Here is a 14835-nt window from a genome sequence, read left to right as displayed (position 1 = left end):
CTGAATGCCCTAGTTCAGCGGTCCGCCGGCGACGTACAGCACCTGGCCGGAGACGAAGCCGGCCGCCTCGCCGGTGAAGAAGGCGATGGCGTTGGCGATGTCCTCGGGCTCGCCGACTCGCTGCACCGGGATCTGGGTGGCGGCGGCCTTCTTGAAGTCGTCGAAGCCCATGCCGACGCGGTCGGCGGTGGCCTTGGTCATCTCGGTGGCGATGAAGCCGGGGGCGACGGCGTTGGCGGTGATGCCGAACTTGCCCAGCTCGATGGCGAGGGTCTTGGTGAAGCCCTGCAGGCCGGCCTTGGCGGCCGAGTAGTTCACCTGACCGCGGTTGCCGAGCGCCGAGGACGAGGAGAGGTTGACGACCCGGCCGAAGCCCGCGTCGACCATGTGCTTCTGGACGGCCTTGGTCATCAGGAACGAGCCGCGCAGGTGGACGTTCACGACGGTGTCCCAGTCCGAGACGCTCATCTTGAACAGCAGGTTGTCGCGGAGCACGCCCGCGTTGTTGACCAGGATCGTCGGGGCGCCCAGCTCCGCCGCGACCCGGGCGACGGCCGCCTCGACCTGCGCCTCGTCGGAGACGTCCGCGCCGACCGCGATGGCCTTGCCGCCGGCCGCGGTGATCTTCTCGACCGTGTCCTTGCAGGCGGCCTCGTCCAGGTCGATCACGGCGACCGCGCGACCCTCGGCGGCCAGTCGTACGGCGGTGGCGGCGCCGATACCGCGCGCCGCGCCGGTGACGATCGCGACCCGCTGTTCAGTGGTGGACATTGGTGCTTCTCCTCGCCCTTGAGAGAACCTGTCTGGCTCTTGAGAGAGCCTGCCTGGTGCGGTGAGCGACCGCTTAGTACCTTCAGCACCCGTGACGCTAGAAGCCCTGGCACCCGGTGTCAACGGGACACCGGGTGGTGTGATCCATTACCTCACCAGGAGGTCCAGCAGACGCTCCGTTTCGGCCGCCGGATCGGCGGTCAGTCCGGTGTGCACGGGTCCGGGCTGAACGATGGTGGAGCGGGGCGCGACCAGCCAGCGGTAGCGGCGCCCCGCGTCGTCGCCGGCCGCCTGCCCGGCCTCCTCGCCGCCCGCGCAGTGGCGCTCGATCGCACCGAGCGCGGCCCGCACCCCGGCCACGTCGGCCGCCGGGTCGAGCGCGAGCAGCCGGGCCTCGTCGAGGTGGGTGCGCGCGCCGACGTAGGCCTGGGCCCGGCAGTAGACGACCACGCCCGCGTTGATGCACTCGCCGCGCTCCACGCGGGGTACGACCCGCAGCAGGGCGTACTCGAACACGTCCCGGTCGCCGCCCTGGCCCGCCCGAGTGATGTGGCGCTCGGCCACATGACCGGCCATGTGGATGTGGGTCTCGCTCACTTGCCCTCCTCGATACCGGTGATGCGCTCGGCGACGACGGCCGCCCGGGCGAGCAGGGGCCGCGCGTAGGCCCGCCGCAGGTCGTCCGGGGTGTCGAAGCCGGGCTCGCCGGCCAGCCAGGCGTCGGGGATCTCGGCGGTGACCTCGGCGAGGAGGTCCTCGGTGACCTTGGGCGCCAGCTCGGCCGCGGCGGCGGTCACGGCCGGGGCGAACCGGGCGAGGGCATGGTCGGAGGCGTCGTAGGGGCGGGCCGCGGAGGCCTCGGCGGAGGGCCAGTTGTGGTGCCAGATCATCGTGGCGCCGTGGTCGATGAGCCACAGCTCACCGCGGTGCACGAGGAGGTTGGGGTTGCGCCAGGAGCGGTCCACGTTGTTGATCAGCGCGTCGAACCAGACGATCCGCCCGGCCTCCTCGGGGCTCACCGGGAAGGCGAGCGGGTCGTAACCGAGGGCGCCGGAGAGGAAGTCCATGCCGAGGTTGGCGCCTCCGCTGGACCGCAGCAGCTCCTGCACCTGCTGCTCGGGCTCGCCGAGCCCGAGGACGGAGTCCAGCTCGATGGTGACCAGGCGGGGCATCCGGAACCCGAGCCGGCGGGCGAGTTCGCCGCAGACGACCTCGGCGACCAGTGTCTTGCGGCCCTGTCCCGCGCCGGTGAACTTCATGACGTACGTCCCGAAGTCGTCGGCCTCGACGAGCCCCGGCAGCGAGCCGCCCTCACGCAGCGGCGTGATGTAGCGGGTGGCGGTGACTTCCTTGAGCATCGCCCCAGGTTACTGTCGGCGGGAGCGGCGCCCCGCCGACAGCTTGTCGACAGCCGTGGTTTACGGCCGTCTCATCCCCGCCAGGCAAGGATCTGGGTGCCCGTCTGAACAGGTGGTGCCCCAGGACCGTACCCCTGGACGGATCACGAGAAGCTCCGCGGAAGGGAACGCCCACATGACCAGCGCCTCGCTCAAGCCCGAAGCAGGACCGGCCCGCCGTACCGTCATGGCGGCGGCCGGAGCGGCCGGGCTCGCCGCCGCGCTGACCGCCTGCGGTTCGGGCGACGACTCGTCGGACACCGTCAACACCGGGTCCGGTTCGTCCGGCACGACCGGGTCCACCGGCTCCACGGGATCGACCGGGGCCTCGCAGGACAGCGGTTCCTCGGCCTCGGGCGGTTCGGGCGGCGGCACGGCCCTCGCCAAGACCGCCGACATCCCGGAGGGCGGCGGCAAGATCTTCAAGGACGAGGGCGTGGTGGTCACGCAGCCGACGGCGGGCACCTACAAGGCGTTCTCCTCGAAGTGCACCCACCAGGGCTGTGCGGTGGGCAGCGTGGCCAACGGCGTGATCGTCTGCCCGTGCCACAACAGCCACTTCTCCGTCGAGGACGGCAGTGTCAAGCAGGGTCCCGCGACCCAGGCGCTGGCCGCCGCGAAGATCACCGTCTCCGGCGACGAGATCAAGCTGAGCTGAGCGGCGTCACGCGCGCCGGCGCGGCCGTTTGAAGCAGCCGAGCACCTCGTCCGCGGACGTGATCGTGGCGACCAGGGCGAGGGTGTTGCGGATCATCGCGGGAGTGTAGTCGGCGGGCACGCCCGCGATGGCGTCGGCCGGGACGACGGCGGTGTAGCCGCGGTTGACCGCGTCGAACACCGCGTTGGGAACGGCCACGTTGGCCGAGACGCCGGTGACGATCAGGGTGCGGCAGCCGAGGTTGCGCAGCAGCGCGTCGACCTCGGTGCCCTGGATCGGGGACAGGCCGTGCAGCCGTCGTACGACGAGGTCCTCCTCGGTGACCTCGATCGGCGGCGCCACCCGCACCGCGGTGGTGCCGGTCAGCTGCTGCACGGGGAGCCGTTCGGCGGCGCGGAAGAGGCGGGCGTTACGGCTCGCGCCGCGGCCGTCCGGGCGGCGCTCGGCCAGGGCATGGATCACCTGCACCCCGGTCTCGTGCGCGGCGGCGACCAGCCGGGCCACGTTGCGCAGCGCGCCGGAGGAGCGGGCCTCGCGGGCCAGTTCGGGCAGCGCGCTGTCCGGGCCGACCACCCCCTGCTGGCACTCCACGGTCAGCAGGACCGTGCTCGCGGGATCGAGCAGCTCACCGAGGTCTTCGTACGACGGCATGGCGCCTCCGTTCGCCGAGGTGCGGGGCGGTGAGAGTAACCACAACGAGGCCGGAGCGGAAGTCGACCCATTCCATTTTCTGACGTGATGTCAGAGGATCAATACGCACGGAAGTTCCTCTGGCACGACGTGGGAGAAGAGGGAGCCGTATGACCGTCACTCAGCAGCGCCGCGGCCGGAAGATCATGATGACGCCCGGCGAGCTGGACGAGTTCCTCACCAGCCAGCGCACCTGCCGGGTCGCCACCGTCTCGGCGGACGGCGCGCCGCACGTCAGCGCACTGTGGTTCGCCTGGGACGGCACCTCGCTGTGGCTGTACTCAGTGGTGCGCAGCCGGCGCTGGACCCAGCTGCGCCGCGATCCGCGGGTGGCTGTCGTGGTCGACTCGGGCGAGGAGTACGACCAGTTGCTCGGGGTCGAGCTGTCCGGGCGGGTGGAGTTCGTCGGCGAGGTGCCGCGCACCGGGGAGCTGTGCGCCGAACTCGACACGGCGGAGACGCTGTTCGCCCGTAAGAACTTCGGCCTGGACGAGATGCCGCACGACGGCCGGCACGCCTGGGCGCGGCTGACCCCGGAGAAGATCGTGTCCTGGGACTTCCGGAAGCTCGGGGCGTAGCGCTCAGGCGAGCCGCTGAGCCGACGTCCGCAGTGCGTCGACCGCCGCCCGGATCGAGGGGCGGCGGTCGGCGTCCGCCCGCCAGATGACGTACACATGCCTGCGGACGCGCTGCTTGAGCGGGACCAGGACGATGCCCGGCGGCACCGGGTGGCGGCCCAGCAGCGGTGCGATGCACACACCCAACCCGGCGGCGACCAGGCCGAGTTGGGTGTGGGTCTCGCCGGCCCGGTGGCCGACGATCGGCTCGATGCCCTTCGAACGCAGCGTGAACATCAGCCACTCGTGGCAGAACTCGCCCTCGCCCCAGGTGATCCACTCGTCCTCCGCGAACTCGGCGAGGTCCACCTCGTCCCGGTCCGCGAGCCGGTGCCCGACGGGCAGGGCGACATCGGCCGCGTCGTCCAGCAGAGGAGCCTTGACCAGCCCGTCCGGTACGGGCATCGGCTTGTTGTACCAGTCGAGGACGACCGCGAGATCGAGGTCGCCGCGCACCACACCGGCGATGCCCTGTTCCGGTTCCAGTTCGCTGGAGCGCACCCGCAGCCCCGGGTGCTGGGCGCGCAGGGCGGCTAGCGCGGTCGGGAACAGGCCGCGGGCGGCGGTGGGGAACGCCGAGAGACGCAGTTCACCGACGACCTGGCCCCGGTGCGCCTCCAGGTCGGACTGGGCCAGCTCGACCTGGGAGAGGATGCGGGCCGCATGCTCGGACAGCAGCCGTCCGGCGTCCGTGAGCCGTACGCCCCGCCCGTTCTTGGCCAGCAGCTGCTGGCCGATCTCCCGCTCCAGCTTGCCCAGCTGCTGCGACACCGCGGACGTGGTGACGTGCAGCGCGTCGGCGGCGGCGCTGACCGAGCCGTGCCGGGCGAGGGCGTCGAGGGTACGCAGGCGCTCCAGATTCAACATGTAAGCAATCCTAAGAGGTACCGGGTGGGAAATCTCGATTGTGCTACGAGGTTGCCTCCAGCATGGTTGATGCCATGAGCACGGTCACCGCACCCCGAACCCAGTCCCCCGCCCCTGCCCGCCCCCGCACCCGCCTCGACTGGCGGCTGCGTTTCGCCGTCCTCTCGCTGATCTGGGGCTTCAGCTTCCTGTTGATCAAGGTGGGCACGGAGGGCTACGTGCCCTTCCAGGTCACCCTGGGCCGGCTGATCTTCGGTACGGCGGTACTGGCGGCGGCGATGGCCGTGAAGCGGGAGCGGCTGCCGCGCGGGGCGCGTGTCTGGGGTCACATGGCGGTCGCCGCGTTCTTCCTGAACGCCCTGCCGTTCTCCCTCTTCGCCTACTCGGAGCTGACCATCCCGTCCACGCTGGCGGGCATCTGCAACGCGACGTCACCGCTGTGGGGCATGGCGCTGTCTCTGGTCGCGCTCTCGGAGGACCGGCCCACGCGGGTTCGCTTCGCTGGACTTGGCCTGGGGTTCCTGGGGGTGCTGACTGTGCTGGGAGCTTGGCAGGGGTTCCATGGGCTGGACGCGACGGGTACTGCCATGGCTCTGTTGGCCTCGCTGAGCTATCCCATCGGGTGGATCTATGTTCGGCGGAATCTGGCGGGTACGGGGAACTCTCACTTGTCGATGACCGGTGCGCAGTTGCTCTTGGCCACGGTTCAACTGGCCGTTGTGACGCCGCTGTTCACTTCGCTTCCGGATCACTTCTCGCTGGTCCCGCTGTTGGCGATCGCCGCGCTGGGGGCCCTGGGGACGGGGCTGGCGGTGCTCATTCAGTACGGGTTGGTTGCTGAAGTGGGGCCTACTACGGCGCAGATGGTCACGTACTTCATTCCGGTGATCGCTACGGCTGCGGGGGTGGCGATTCTCGGGGAGTCGCTGCGGTGGACCACGCCGGTGGGGGCGGTGGTCGTTCTTGCGGGGGCTGCGCTTACTCAGCTTCGGCGGGGCGCCTAGAGTTGGCCCGCCCTATACGTAAGTTCGCACCGGTGTTGGGCCCATTGCCGCCGCTACCGCATCCGCCAGCTCACCGGTCTCCTCCCTCGTCAGCGTCGAGATCGTGATGCGGATGCCCGGTGGGGCGTTCAGGCGGAACCTGGCCCCCGGAGACACCGCCCAGCCCGCGTGCAGCAGGCGGGCCACCGCGCCCGTCTCGTCGGGGACCGGTACCCAGACGTTCATGCCGCTGCGGCCGTGCGCCGTCACGCCGCGTGCGGCCAGCGCCTCGATCAGGGCGTCCCGGCGGGCGCCGTACGAGGCCGCCACCTCGCGCGGGTCCACCGCGCCGTCGCTCCACAGCCTCACGACGGCCCGCTGAACGAGCCGGCTCACCCACCCGGGGCCCAGCCGCTGCCGCCCACGCACCCGGTCGAGGGTGACCGCGTCCCCGGTGAACGCGGCCAGTCGCAGATCCGGGCCCCAGGCCTTGGCGACGGAGCGGACGAAGACCCAGTGGTGGGTGACCCCGGCGAGCGGGTGCAGAGGCACGTCGACGATGCCGTGGCCGTGGTCGTCCTCGATCAACAGCGTCTCGGGGTACTCCCGGAGCAGTGACCGCAGTGCTCGCGCGCGTGTGGCGGTGAGCGCGGCGCCGGTGGGGTTCTGCGCCCGGTCCGTGACGATCAGAGCCCGCACCCCGGACTCCAGCGCACGCCGGACGTCGTCGGGGCGTGGTCCTTCGTCGTCGACGCCGACGGGCACTGTGCGCAGACCGAGCGCCGGGACCAGATCGAGCACGCTGCCCCAGCCCGGGTCCTCCACCCCCACCTGGTCGCCCGGCTTGAGGTGCGCCGTGAGGACCCGCTCGACGGCGTCCAGGGAGCCGGAGGCCACGGCGATGGGGCCGTCGGGCACTCCGTCGGCGTCCAGGGCGGCGCGGGCGAGGCGTGCCAGCTCCGGCTCCACCGGGTCGTGCCCGTACAGCACGGGTTCCCGGTCGCTCTGCCCGGCGGCCGCCGCGAACGCTTCCGCCAGGCGTGGCAGCAGCGCGGTGTCCGGGTTGCCGTCGGCCATGTCCCGCACACCCTCGGGCACGGACACCCGGATCTTCTCGCGCCCCGTCGTCGCCGGCTTCGGCCTGACCCGGCTGCCCCGGCGGCCGGCGGTCTCGATCACCCCGCGCTCGCGCAGGGTGCGATAGGCGGCCGCGACCGTGTTCGGGTTCACCCCGAGCCGGGTCGCCAACTCCCGCATGGGAGGCAGCGGTTGGCCCGGCTCCAGCTCACCGGCGCCGACCGCGCGCTCGACACTGGCCGCAATCTCAGCTGCGCCGTGCCCCTGAATCGGATACTCTCCTAGCACAAAGCCAATTATGCACTAGTGCAATGGAGAACGCCATGCAGGGGACCCAGGAGACTCCGCCGAAGCCCGTCGCGTACACCCCGACCGACCGCACCGTGCCGACGCGATCCGCGCAGAAGGCGTCGTACGACAAGGACGTGGTGCACGCGATACTCGACGAGGGCTACGTCTGCCACCTCGGCTTCGTCCGCGACGGCGCCCCGGTGGTGCTGCCCACGCTGTACGGCCGGGTCGGCGAGCGGCTCTATGTGCACGGGTCCACGGGTTCGCGCCCGCTGCGGATGACCGGCGAGGCGGACCCCGGCCTTGCGGTCTGCCTCACGGTCACCCATGTCGACGGGCTGGTGCTGGCCCGCTCCGCCTTCCACCACTCGATCAACTACCGCTCCGTGGTGGTGCACGGCGTCGCGCACGAGGTCACCGACCCCGAGGAGCGGCGGCTGGCCCTGGACGCGCTGGTGGACCAGGTCGTGCCGGGCCGGTCCGCCGACTCCCGGCCCGCGAACAAGAAGGAGCTGGCCGCCACCGCGGTCATCCGCCTCGACCTCGACGAGGTCTCCGCCAAGATCCGCACCGGCGGCGCGAACGACGACCCCGAGGACCTCGCCCTGGCGCACTGGGCCGGGGTCGTCCCGCTCCGCAAGGGCTACGACACCCCGCTCGACAACGCCGACCTGGCGCCCGGCATCGAGGTCCCGGAGTACGTGGCGGCGCTGTGACGCGAGGGGTTGCACGGGGACCGGCTCCCGGCGGTCGCGGGCCTCGGTGAGCGCCAGGCCCGCGACCGCGCCGAGCAGCAGCAGGGTGCCGGTCACCGTGACCGGCTCGCCGAGCAGGACCACGGCGAGCACAGCCGCGGTCACCGGCTCCAGCAGCATGATCACGGAGACGGTGGCGGACCGTACGACGGCGGCTCCCGCGAAGTACAGGGCGTAGGCGAGGGCGGTCGGGACGGACGCGATGTACGCGAGGAGCACCAGCAGTCGTACGGGGTGGTCGGTGTGCGGGAACAGCCCCTCGCCCAGGGCGAACGGCAGCAGGCACAGGGCGGTGGCCCCGAAGGCCCTGATGGTGGTGCCGGACGCGTCGGCTCCCGTGTCGCGCCCCCACCACCGGGTCAGCAGCGTCATCCCGCAGTAGCCGGCCGCCGACGCGAGGGCCCAGAGCACACCCAGCGACCGGACGGTCGCGGCCGAGCCGCCGACGGTCAGCACGGCCAGCCCGGCCACGGCCCCGGTGACCGCGAGGACACCTCCCGCGCCCAGCCGCTCCCCCAGGGTGAGCCCGATACCGGTGGCGAGGGCCTTGCCGGCCCTGCGGCGCAGGGGCTCGGGCGTGGCCGGGCGGACCCGGGAGCGCAGCCGGCGGCCGACGGGCAGGCCGGAGACAGCGTTCGACACGAGATTTCTCCGCAGAAGCGCACAGAACGCGGAAGTTCGGAAAGCGGCCCGCCTCGGCGGGGCGCACGGACCTCGTCTGCGGGCAGCACCGTCCCGCCCGGCGCTACGCGCGGGGCGTGTTCTTCCCGGAGGCCCGCCTCAGGCGGCCGGGGGCGGAAGGACGAGCGTGCTCAAGTGCATGATCGGCACCTCAGGCAGTCGTACCCGGGGCGGACAACTCCCTTTCCGCGCCGCCCGCGGCCACCGGCTCGGCGGAGCCCTTGGCCGGCGTCGAGGACTGGGCGATGAACGCACCGAGGAGGACGACGGCGCCGCCCAGGATCTGCGGCGCCGAGAGGTGCTCGCCCAGCAGCACCCAGGCCAGGACGGTCGCGACGACCGCCTCCAGACAGGCGACAACGCCCGCGACCTGCGGGGACAGCCGCCGCACGGACAGCACGCCGGTGATGTACGCGACCACCGTGGCGACCAGGACGATCCAGCCGAGCAGGGCGAAGGCCGGGACGGCGGTGCCGTTCATGTCGGCGGAACCGGCCAGCACCGACCAGTCCATGCTCCAGGGACGGGCCACGACGGTCAGTACGGCGGCGCCCACGAGCAGGCCGTACGCGATGACGCCGAGCGGGTTCGGCGCCTGCTCGCCCGCCTCGCTGCCCTGGTCGGCCAGGACGAAGTAGCCGACCTGGCAGCAGGCGGCGCCGAGCGCGAACAGCAGGCCGAGCGCGTCGAGGCTCAGCCCCGACCACACCTCCACCACGCAGGCGAGTCCGCCCGCCGCGAGCACCACACCGAGCGCGGCGGCGCGCGACACCGGCCGCCGCTGCACGAACCGCACCCAGCCGAGCACCAGCGCGGGGGCCAGGTACTCGATGAGCAGCGCCACTCCGACGGGTATCCGGGAGAGCGCGGCGAAGTAGCAGGCCTGTGCACCGGCCACGGCGAGCAGTCCGAACCCGGCGAGCAGCGCGGGACGACGGAGCACCAGGGCGCGGTGCCGCACGGCGAACGGCAGCATCACCAGGGCCGCGCCCGCCACCCGCAGCCACACCACGTGGAGCGGGTCGAGTCCCGCCTCGATCAGCGGCTTGGCAGCGGGCCCGGCCCCGCCGAAGGTCAGCGCCGATGCGAGCGCGAGACCGAGTCCGACGCCCTTGCCGCGGCTGATCTGCCCGCCCTGACTGCTCTCAGACGTATGCACCGGCACATGATGACAGGCGATGACATGAGCGTCATCCCTGTTGACACCTGTCTCAGGGGATGGACTCAGGGGATGGACTTTCGGGGGCCGGCCGGGGCGCAGGCACCCCGCTTCAGCGGGCCGCGCCGCCCTCCTCGGCGTACTGCCCCGCGCGGGCCTCGACACGGGCGCGCAGATCACATGCGGGGATGCCGGCACGTTCCAGGACCTCGACGGCCCGGGACTGCGGGTCCACCACCAGCGCGGCCAGCAGATCGGTGCCGCCCGCGCGGGCCTCGCCACGCCGCCGGGCGCGCCGGCGGGCCTCCTCCATGGCGGCGGCCGCGACGGGCGACCAGCCTCCGGTCTCCTTGGGTTCACCGCCGTACGGGGCGGGGTCCGGTACGACCGCGATGGCGCCGGAGTCCTCCACACCGCTCTGCCAGCGCAGCCCGTAACCGATGCTGCGCTGCACGAGATAGCCGAGCAGCCGGGCGAGCTGCGTGGCTTCGCCGACGGTGGCTCGGACCTCGGGGTCGGACTCGAGAAGGGAGTGGAGCAGATGGGCGGTGTCGATCTGCCGGTCCCCGTCCCGCAGGGCCCTGCGGCGGGCACCGGCGACCACCGCCGCCAGCTCGGCACTGAGCCCGGCGTCGTCGTCCATGGGCAGGCCGCCCTGGTCGTGGGCGGGCTGACGGGCTGTACGGTGTTGCACGACCCCTACCCCATCAGCCCCAACGGGCCGAGTCATCCTCGAGGGGTTCCATCTTCGTGTCCCGCGGAGAGTGGACATCACCGGCCGGAATCTCATCCTTACGGAGGAGATCAGGCCGTTCTCGGGCCGAGGCACGCACCCGGAGAACACAATTCCTGACGGTTCATCAGTATTGAATGTTCGAGCCCCTGAGGCTACGTTCCGCGACACCGTAGCCCGATACGAAGGGGTGGTCGCATGGCCGAAGTCAGCGCCGAGGCACGCATCCAGGCACCGGCCGAGAAGGTGTGGACCCAGCTCACCGACTGGCCGGCGTACGGCGAGTGGAACGCGACGCACACCAGCTTCCCCAAGGGCGGGCCCGAGACCCTGGCGGTGGGCGGGACGTTCCAGGAGAACATGAAGCTGATGGGCTTCCCGGCGGAGGTCGACTGGACCATCGAGGAGCTGGAACCGGCGCGGGTGTTCGCCATCCGCGGCAAGGGCCCGATGGCCGTGACCGTGGCCACCCGCTACACGCTCACCCCCGACGGCGACGCGACGACGGTCCGCATCGACGGCGAGTTCACCGGTGCCGCGGTGTCGCTGATGGCGGGCAAGCTCAAGGACTCGGCGACGGCCGCCCTGAACGAGTCGCTGCGCAAACTGGGCGGCCTGGTGGCCTGACCACCTCGAACTCGCCCCCCCCACACACGGACACGGACACGGACACGGGAAGGCGCCCCGCGGAGTCCCCACGGGGCGCCTTCCGTCGCCGTGGACCTCAGTCTTCGTCGGCGAGGATGAGGTACAGCTTCTTGCGGGCGTCGTTGACGACGGCCAGCGCCTTCTCGCGCTGTTCCTTGGTGCCGGTGTTCCAGACCTGCCCGAAGGCCTGCATCAGACCGACGCCGGCCTGCCGGATCTCCGTGAGGGCCTCCCAGTCGACCCCGCGGGAGGCTTCCTCCCAGGGAGCGTCCGGACCTTCCTCGGCGGCGCTGCGACCGCTCTCGGTCAGGGAGAACAGCTTCTTGCCGCCCTCACTCTCGCTGGCGATCAGGCCCTCGTCCTCCAGCAGCTGGAGGGTGGGGTAGACCGAGCCGGGGCTGGGCTTCCACGCGCCGCCGCTGCGCTCGGCGATCTCCTGGATCATCTCGTAGCCGTGCATGGGCCGGTCCTTGAGCAGAGCCAGGATCGAGGCGCGCACGTCACCGCGCCGCGCCCTTCCCCTCGGGCCGCCACGTCCTCGCGGCCCCCAGGGCCCCGGTCCGAAGCCGGGCCCGCCGGGCCCGAATCCGGGACCACCCGGCCCGAACGGCCCGAAGGCACCCCGGCGCCCTTCGAATCCACCGACCCCGCCCCAGCCGTGCCGACCCGGGCCGTCCTGACGATGTCCACGCTCGAATCCGTGGGTACGCATCGCGATCACTCCATTCCATCACTGATCAGTCACGTATCACTCGCGTCCCTTACGCGATGCCTCAACGATATATCGGGACTGTTCGCATGGCAAGGCCCTCGATATGAGCGCGCTGGATGGCTGTACCGGCTGGGGTGGCCCCTGGACGGCCGTGCCAGTTCAGAGGAAGAGCAGCGGGCGATCTGGGTGATCGGTCACGGACGAACCATCCACCGGTGCCGCTCAGGCATCCGCTCCGGCCGCCCGCAGCGGGCAACCGGTGCCGACGCGGGCGGTGAGGTCGGCGCGGAGGGCCGTGAGTTCGGCCATGCGGGCGTCGATGATGCGGATCTTGTCGGCGAGGAGTGCGGACAGTGCCTCGGCGCTGTCCGGGGCGTGGCGCAGGTCAGCGCCGTGCCGGGCGATCTCCGCAAGCGTGAAGCCGAGGGTCTGTGCGGTGCGGACGTAGTGCAGCCAGGTCAGCGTCTCGGGCGGGAAGTCGCGGTAGCCGTTGGACAGTCGGCGGCCCTCGATCAGCCCGATCCGCTCGTAGAAGCGAACGGTGTCCTTGGACAGGCCCGCTTGTGCGGCCAGTTCTCCGATGCGCATGACTCCCCCGCCGCTCCCCGGACTTGACCTTGGAGCGTACTCCGCTGTTTAGCGTGAGCCGCGTCGGAGCCGAACCCCGCCCGAGGAGCCCTTCGTGAGTCTTTCCCCCATCCCCTCCCGTCCTGCCTATCTGCGCCTGGTACGGACGAGCGGCTGGTACGACCTGCTCGTCACCGCCGGCTTCGCCACACCGTGGACGTACGCGCTGGTGCACGACCTGCTGACGGCGGCGGGTGACGCGGCCGGGCTGGGTGCCTTCCCGGCGCTCGACCCGATGCAGACCCTCTACGCCAACCTGATGGGCTCGGTCGTGGTCGTCTGGTCCGTCCTGCGGGTCGTACGACCGCTGCCGCTGCACGGCCTGCTGGACGGAGCGGCGCGCACGCTCTTCGCCCTGTGGCAGGCGTACGCACTGGCGCACGGCGGTCCGCAGGTACTGTGGCCGTTCCTCGTCGTGGAGGTGGCGTTCGGTGTCGCCCAGCTCGCCCCGTGGGTCACGGCCGGCCGCGCCACCTGGGCGAAATCGGTCCAGGGTTCGTGAATTGGCCTTGGTCCGCGGCTTCCCGCAGCCCTAGCGTCGGGGCCATGCGCATCCGAATCGTCGACGCCTTCACCGACCGCCCCTTCGCCGGCAACCCGGCCGGAGTCCTGATCCTGGACGACGTCTTCCCGGACGACTACTGGCTCCAGAACGTGGCCCTGGAGGTCAACCACGCCGAGACGGCGTTCGCGCACCGGCTGCCCGAGGGCGGCCCGGCGGACTGGGCGCTGCGCTGGTTCACGCCCGTCACCGAGGTCGCGATGTGCGGGCACGCCACGCTCGCCACCGCCCATGTCCTGTTCACCACCAATGCCCACGAGGGACCGGCGCGGTTCGCCACCCGCAGCGGGGTGCTCATCGCCACGCCGGGTGCGGACGGCTCGATCACCCTGGACTTCCCGACCGCCCCGCTCACCCCGGTCGAGATCCCGGCCGGGCTCGCCAAGGCGCTGGGTGCCGAACCGCTCGATGCCCTCGACACCGGCCCCGACGTCGGCGACCTGCTGGTGGAGCTGGCCGACGAGGCCACGGTCCGCGCGCTCGCCCCCGACCACCAGGCCCTCGCTGCCCACTCCCCGCGCGGCGTCATCGCCACCGCCCGCGCCGAGGACCCGTCCCTCGGCTACGACTACGTCTCCCGCTGCTTCTTCCCGAACCTCGGCATCGACGAGGACCCGGTCACCGGCAGCGCCCACACCTCGCTCGCCCCGTACTGGTCCGCCCGCCTGGGCCGGGACGACCTCACCGGCCTGCAGGCCTCCCGCCGCACCGGCCTGGTCCGCACCGGCCTGCGCGGCGACCGCACCCTGCTCACCGGCCACGCGGTCACGGTGATCGACGGCGAGCTGCTCGGCTAGGCCGTGGGCAGCCAGCCCACCTTGCCCGCGAGCAGGGCGTAGCCGACGAAGGCGCCGATGTCGAGCAGGGAGTGCGCGACGACCAGCGGGCCGACCCGGCCCCAGCGGCGGTAGAGCCAGACGAAGACGACGCCCATGACCATGTTGCCGAGGAAGCCGCCGATGCCCTGGTAGAGGTGGTACGAGCCTCGCAGGACCGTGCTGGCCACCAGGGCGGTCCCCGGGGTCCAGCCCAACTGCCCCAGTCTGCGCAGCAGATAGCCGACGACGATGACCTCTTCGAGGATCGCGTTCTGCAGGGCGGACAGGACCAGCACCGGGTACTTCCACCACACGTCGGGCAGCGCCTCGGGCACCACGGTGAGGTTGAAGCCGAGGCCGCGGGCGGCCAGGTAGAAGGCGATGCCGGTGCTTCCGATCACGGCCGCGACGCCCGCGCCCCGGCCGAGGTCGGGCCAGGGGCGGGTGCGGTCGAAGCCGAGCGTGCGCAGGCTCTCGCCCTCGCGCAGCAGCAGATGGGCGACCAGGGCCACGGGGACCAGCGCGCTGGCGATGCCGAAGAGCTGCCAGGCGAGGTCGAGCCAGGGGCGGCCGGGCGCGGCCGAGGCGTTGAGGGTGGCCGCCTGCTCCTTGAGCCCGCCCGGTTTGGTGACCGACCCGACGAAGCTGATCAGTGCGGACACCCCGCTCGCCCCGAGCGAGAGCCCGAGGACGAGCAGCGTCTCGTCCCGGAAGATCCGCCGCGAGAACCGCTCCCGCGGGTACGACTCGGCCACCGGGTCAGCCTCCACGTGCACTCCTGCCTTCGGT

The 14835-nt window shown here is 71.8% G+C and carries 18 protein-coding genes and 1 pseudogene; 7 read left to right on the top strand and 12 right to left on the bottom strand.

Annotated elements, in window-relative coordinates:
- Window positions 1-9: 9 nt before the first annotated feature.
- From fabG to CRP49_RS28365, 3 genes are all read right to left on the bottom strand, one after another.
- A complete protein-coding gene (gene fabG, locus CRP49_RS28375) occupies window positions 10-771 on the bottom strand; it encodes a 3-oxoacyl-ACP reductase FabG (protein ID WP_097255909.1) in 762 nt (253 codons plus the stop codon).
- 147 nt (window positions 772-918) lie between these two features.
- The gene (locus CRP49_RS28370) at window positions 919-1368 is read right to left on the bottom strand and encodes a DUF3037 domain-containing protein (RefSeq protein WP_097255908.1); all 450 of its coding nucleotides are present in this window, start codon (window positions 1366-1368) and stop codon (window positions 919-921) included.
- Window positions 1365-2129, bottom strand: a complete 765-nt coding sequence (locus CRP49_RS28365; RefSeq protein WP_097255907.1) for a HipA family kinase — start codon at window positions 2127-2129, stop codon at window positions 1365-1367. Before CRP49_RS28365 ends, CRP49_RS28370 begins: the two co-directional genes overlap by 4 nt.
- A 175-nt stretch (window positions 2130-2304) precedes the next feature.
- On the opposite strand from CRP49_RS28365, the gene CRP49_RS28360 reads away from it, so the two are divergent.
- The gene (locus tag CRP49_RS28360; RefSeq protein WP_097255906.1) at window positions 2305-2826 is read left to right on the top strand and encodes a Rieske (2Fe-2S) protein; all 522 of its coding nucleotides are present in this window, start codon (window positions 2305-2307) and stop codon (window positions 2824-2826) included.
- A 6-nt stretch (window positions 2827-2832) separates the two neighbouring features.
- Here CRP49_RS28360 and CRP49_RS28355 read toward each other — a convergent pair whose 3' ends face one another.
- A complete protein-coding gene (locus CRP49_RS28355; RefSeq protein WP_097255905.1) occupies window positions 2833-3477 on the bottom strand; it encodes a cysteine hydrolase in 645 nt (214 codons plus the stop codon).
- Window positions 3478-3626: 149 nt separating this feature from the next.
- On the opposite strand from CRP49_RS28355, the gene CRP49_RS28350 reads away from it, so the two are divergent.
- Window positions 3627-4094, top strand: a complete 468-nt coding sequence (locus CRP49_RS28350) for a pyridoxamine 5'-phosphate oxidase family protein (RefSeq protein WP_097255904.1) — start codon at window positions 3627-3629, stop codon at window positions 4092-4094.
- A gap of 3 nt (window positions 4095-4097) precedes the next feature.
- On the opposite strand, the gene CRP49_RS28345 is transcribed toward CRP49_RS28350, so the two are convergent.
- Window positions 4098-5000 (bottom strand): LysR family transcriptional regulator, encoded by a 903-nt coding sequence (locus CRP49_RS28345; protein WP_097255903.1) that lies wholly within the window; start codon window positions 4998-5000, stop codon window positions 4098-4100.
- 74 nt (window positions 5001-5074) lie between these two features.
- On the opposite strand from CRP49_RS28345, the gene CRP49_RS28340 reads away from it, so the two are divergent.
- Window positions 5075-6004, top strand: a complete 930-nt coding sequence (locus CRP49_RS28340; RefSeq protein WP_179851773.1) for a DMT family transporter — start codon at window positions 5075-5077, stop codon at window positions 6002-6004.
- Window positions 6005-6016: 12 nt separating this feature from the next.
- On the opposite strand, the gene CRP49_RS28335 is transcribed toward CRP49_RS28340, so the two are convergent.
- Entirely contained in the window at window positions 6017-7348 is a 1332-nt protein-coding gene (locus tag CRP49_RS28335) for an aminotransferase class I/II-fold pyridoxal phosphate-dependent enzyme (RefSeq protein ID WP_097255901.1), read from the bottom strand.
- Window positions 7349-7383: 35 nt separating this feature from the next.
- On the opposite strand from CRP49_RS28335, the gene CRP49_RS28330 reads away from it, so the two are divergent.
- Window positions 7384-8067 (top strand): pyridoxamine 5'-phosphate oxidase family protein, encoded by a 684-nt coding sequence (locus tag CRP49_RS28330; protein WP_097255900.1) that lies wholly within the window; start codon window positions 7384-7386, stop codon window positions 8065-8067.
- A 15-nt stretch (window positions 8068-8082) separates the two neighbouring features.
- Here the strand turns inward: CRP49_RS28330 and CRP49_RS28325 are convergent.
- The 3 genes and pseudogenes from CRP49_RS28325 to CRP49_RS28315 form a co-directional block, all read right to left on the bottom strand.
- Window positions 8083-8727 (bottom strand): annotated as a pseudogene (locus tag CRP49_RS28325) (DMT family transporter); the annotation flags it as partial.
- Between the two features lie 211 nt (window positions 8728-8938).
- Entirely contained in the window at window positions 8939-9952 is a 1014-nt protein-coding gene (locus CRP49_RS28320; RefSeq protein ID WP_097255899.1) for a DMT family transporter, read from the bottom strand.
- Window positions 9953-10058: 106 nt separating this feature from the next.
- Window positions 10059-10640 (bottom strand): Clp protease N-terminal domain-containing protein, encoded by a 582-nt coding sequence (locus CRP49_RS28315; RefSeq protein WP_373560373.1) that lies wholly within the window; start codon window positions 10638-10640, stop codon window positions 10059-10061.
- A 237-nt stretch (window positions 10641-10877) separates the two neighbouring features.
- Between CRP49_RS28315 and CRP49_RS28310 the strand changes: the two genes are divergently transcribed.
- Complete coding sequence (locus CRP49_RS28310) at window positions 10878-11306, top strand: SRPBCC family protein (protein WP_097255898.1); 429 nt, start codon at window positions 10878-10880, stop codon at window positions 11304-11306.
- Between the two features lie 97 nt (window positions 11307-11403).
- On the opposite strand, the gene CRP49_RS28305 is transcribed toward CRP49_RS28310, so the two are convergent.
- Window positions 11404-12039, bottom strand: a complete 636-nt coding sequence (locus CRP49_RS28305; protein WP_097257572.1) for a PadR family transcriptional regulator — start codon at window positions 12037-12039, stop codon at window positions 11404-11406.
- A 222-nt stretch (window positions 12040-12261) separates the two neighbouring features.
- Entirely contained in the window at window positions 12262-12627 is a 366-nt protein-coding gene (locus CRP49_RS28300) for a MerR family transcriptional regulator (RefSeq protein ID WP_097255897.1), read from the bottom strand.
- Between the two features lie 94 nt (window positions 12628-12721).
- Between CRP49_RS28300 and CRP49_RS28295 the strand changes: the two genes are divergently transcribed.
- A complete protein-coding gene (locus CRP49_RS28295) occupies window positions 12722-13168 on the top strand; it encodes a hypothetical protein (protein ID WP_097255896.1) in 447 nt (148 codons plus the stop codon).
- A gap of 44 nt (window positions 13169-13212) precedes the next feature.
- Window positions 13213-14025 carry a PhzF family phenazine biosynthesis protein gene (locus tag CRP49_RS28290; protein WP_097255895.1) on the top strand — a complete coding sequence of 271 codons (813 nt, stop codon included), beginning with the start codon at window positions 13213-13215 and terminating at the stop codon, window positions 14023-14025.
- Here CRP49_RS28290 and CRP49_RS28285 read toward each other — a convergent pair.
- Entirely contained in the window at window positions 14022-14822 is an 801-nt protein-coding gene (locus CRP49_RS28285) for a CPBP family intramembrane glutamic endopeptidase (RefSeq protein ID WP_097255894.1), read from the bottom strand. The two genes, CRP49_RS28290 and CRP49_RS28285, sit on opposite strands and share 4 nt — an antisense overlap.
- Window positions 14823-14835 lie beyond the last annotated feature (13 nt).

The organism is Streptomyces sp. Ag109_G2-15 (assembly GCF_900215565.1).
Lineage (GTDB): Bacteria > Actinomycetota > Actinomycetes > Streptomycetales > Streptomycetaceae > Streptomyces > Streptomyces diastatochromogenes.
The sequence above is the reverse complement of the archived record's forward strand: the minus strand, read 5'-3'. Positions and strand labels throughout refer to the sequence as shown.

Bases quoted from the DNA above. Each gene is read 5' to 3' on its own strand.
- fabG (WP_097255909.1), bottom strand. From the start codon at position 771: ATGTCCACCACTGAACAGCGGGTCGCGATCGTCACCGGCGCGGCGCGC.
- CRP49_RS28365 (WP_097255907.1), bottom strand. From the start codon at position 2,129: ATGCTCAAGGAAGTCACCGCCACCCGCTACATCACGCCGCTGCGTGAG.
- CRP49_RS28360 (WP_097255906.1), top strand. From the start codon at position 2,305: ATGACCAGCGCCTCGCTCAAGCCCGAAGCAGGACCGGCCCGCCGTACC.
- CRP49_RS28355 (WP_097255905.1), bottom strand. From the start codon at position 3,477: ATGCCGTCGTACGAAGACCTCGGTGAGCTGCTCGATCCCGCGAGCACG.
- CRP49_RS28350 (WP_097255904.1), top strand. From the start codon at position 3,627: ATGACCGTCACTCAGCAGCGCCGCGGCCGGAAGATCATGATGACGCCC.
- CRP49_RS28345 (WP_097255903.1), bottom strand. From the start codon at position 5,000: ATGTTGAATCTGGAGCGCCTGCGTACCCTCGACGCCCTCGCCCGGCAC.
- CRP49_RS28340 (WP_179851773.1), top strand. From the start codon at position 5,075: ATGAGCACGGTCACCGCACCCCGAACCCAGTCCCCCGCCCCTGCCCGC.
- CRP49_RS28330 (WP_097255900.1), top strand. From the start codon at position 7,384: ATGCAGGGGACCCAGGAGACTCCGCCGAAGCCCGTCGCGTACACCCCG.
- CRP49_RS28310 (WP_097255898.1), top strand. From the start codon at position 10,878: ATGGCCGAAGTCAGCGCCGAGGCACGCATCCAGGCACCGGCCGAGAAG.
- CRP49_RS28305 (WP_097257572.1), bottom strand. From the start codon at position 12,039: ATGCGTACCCACGGATTCGAGCGTGGACATCGTCAGGACGGCCCGGGT.
- CRP49_RS28300 (WP_097255897.1), bottom strand. From the start codon at position 12,627: ATGCGCATCGGAGAACTGGCCGCACAAGCGGGCCTGTCCAAGGACACC.
- CRP49_RS28290 (WP_097255895.1), top strand. From the start codon at position 13,213: ATGCGCATCCGAATCGTCGACGCCTTCACCGACCGCCCCTTCGCCGGC.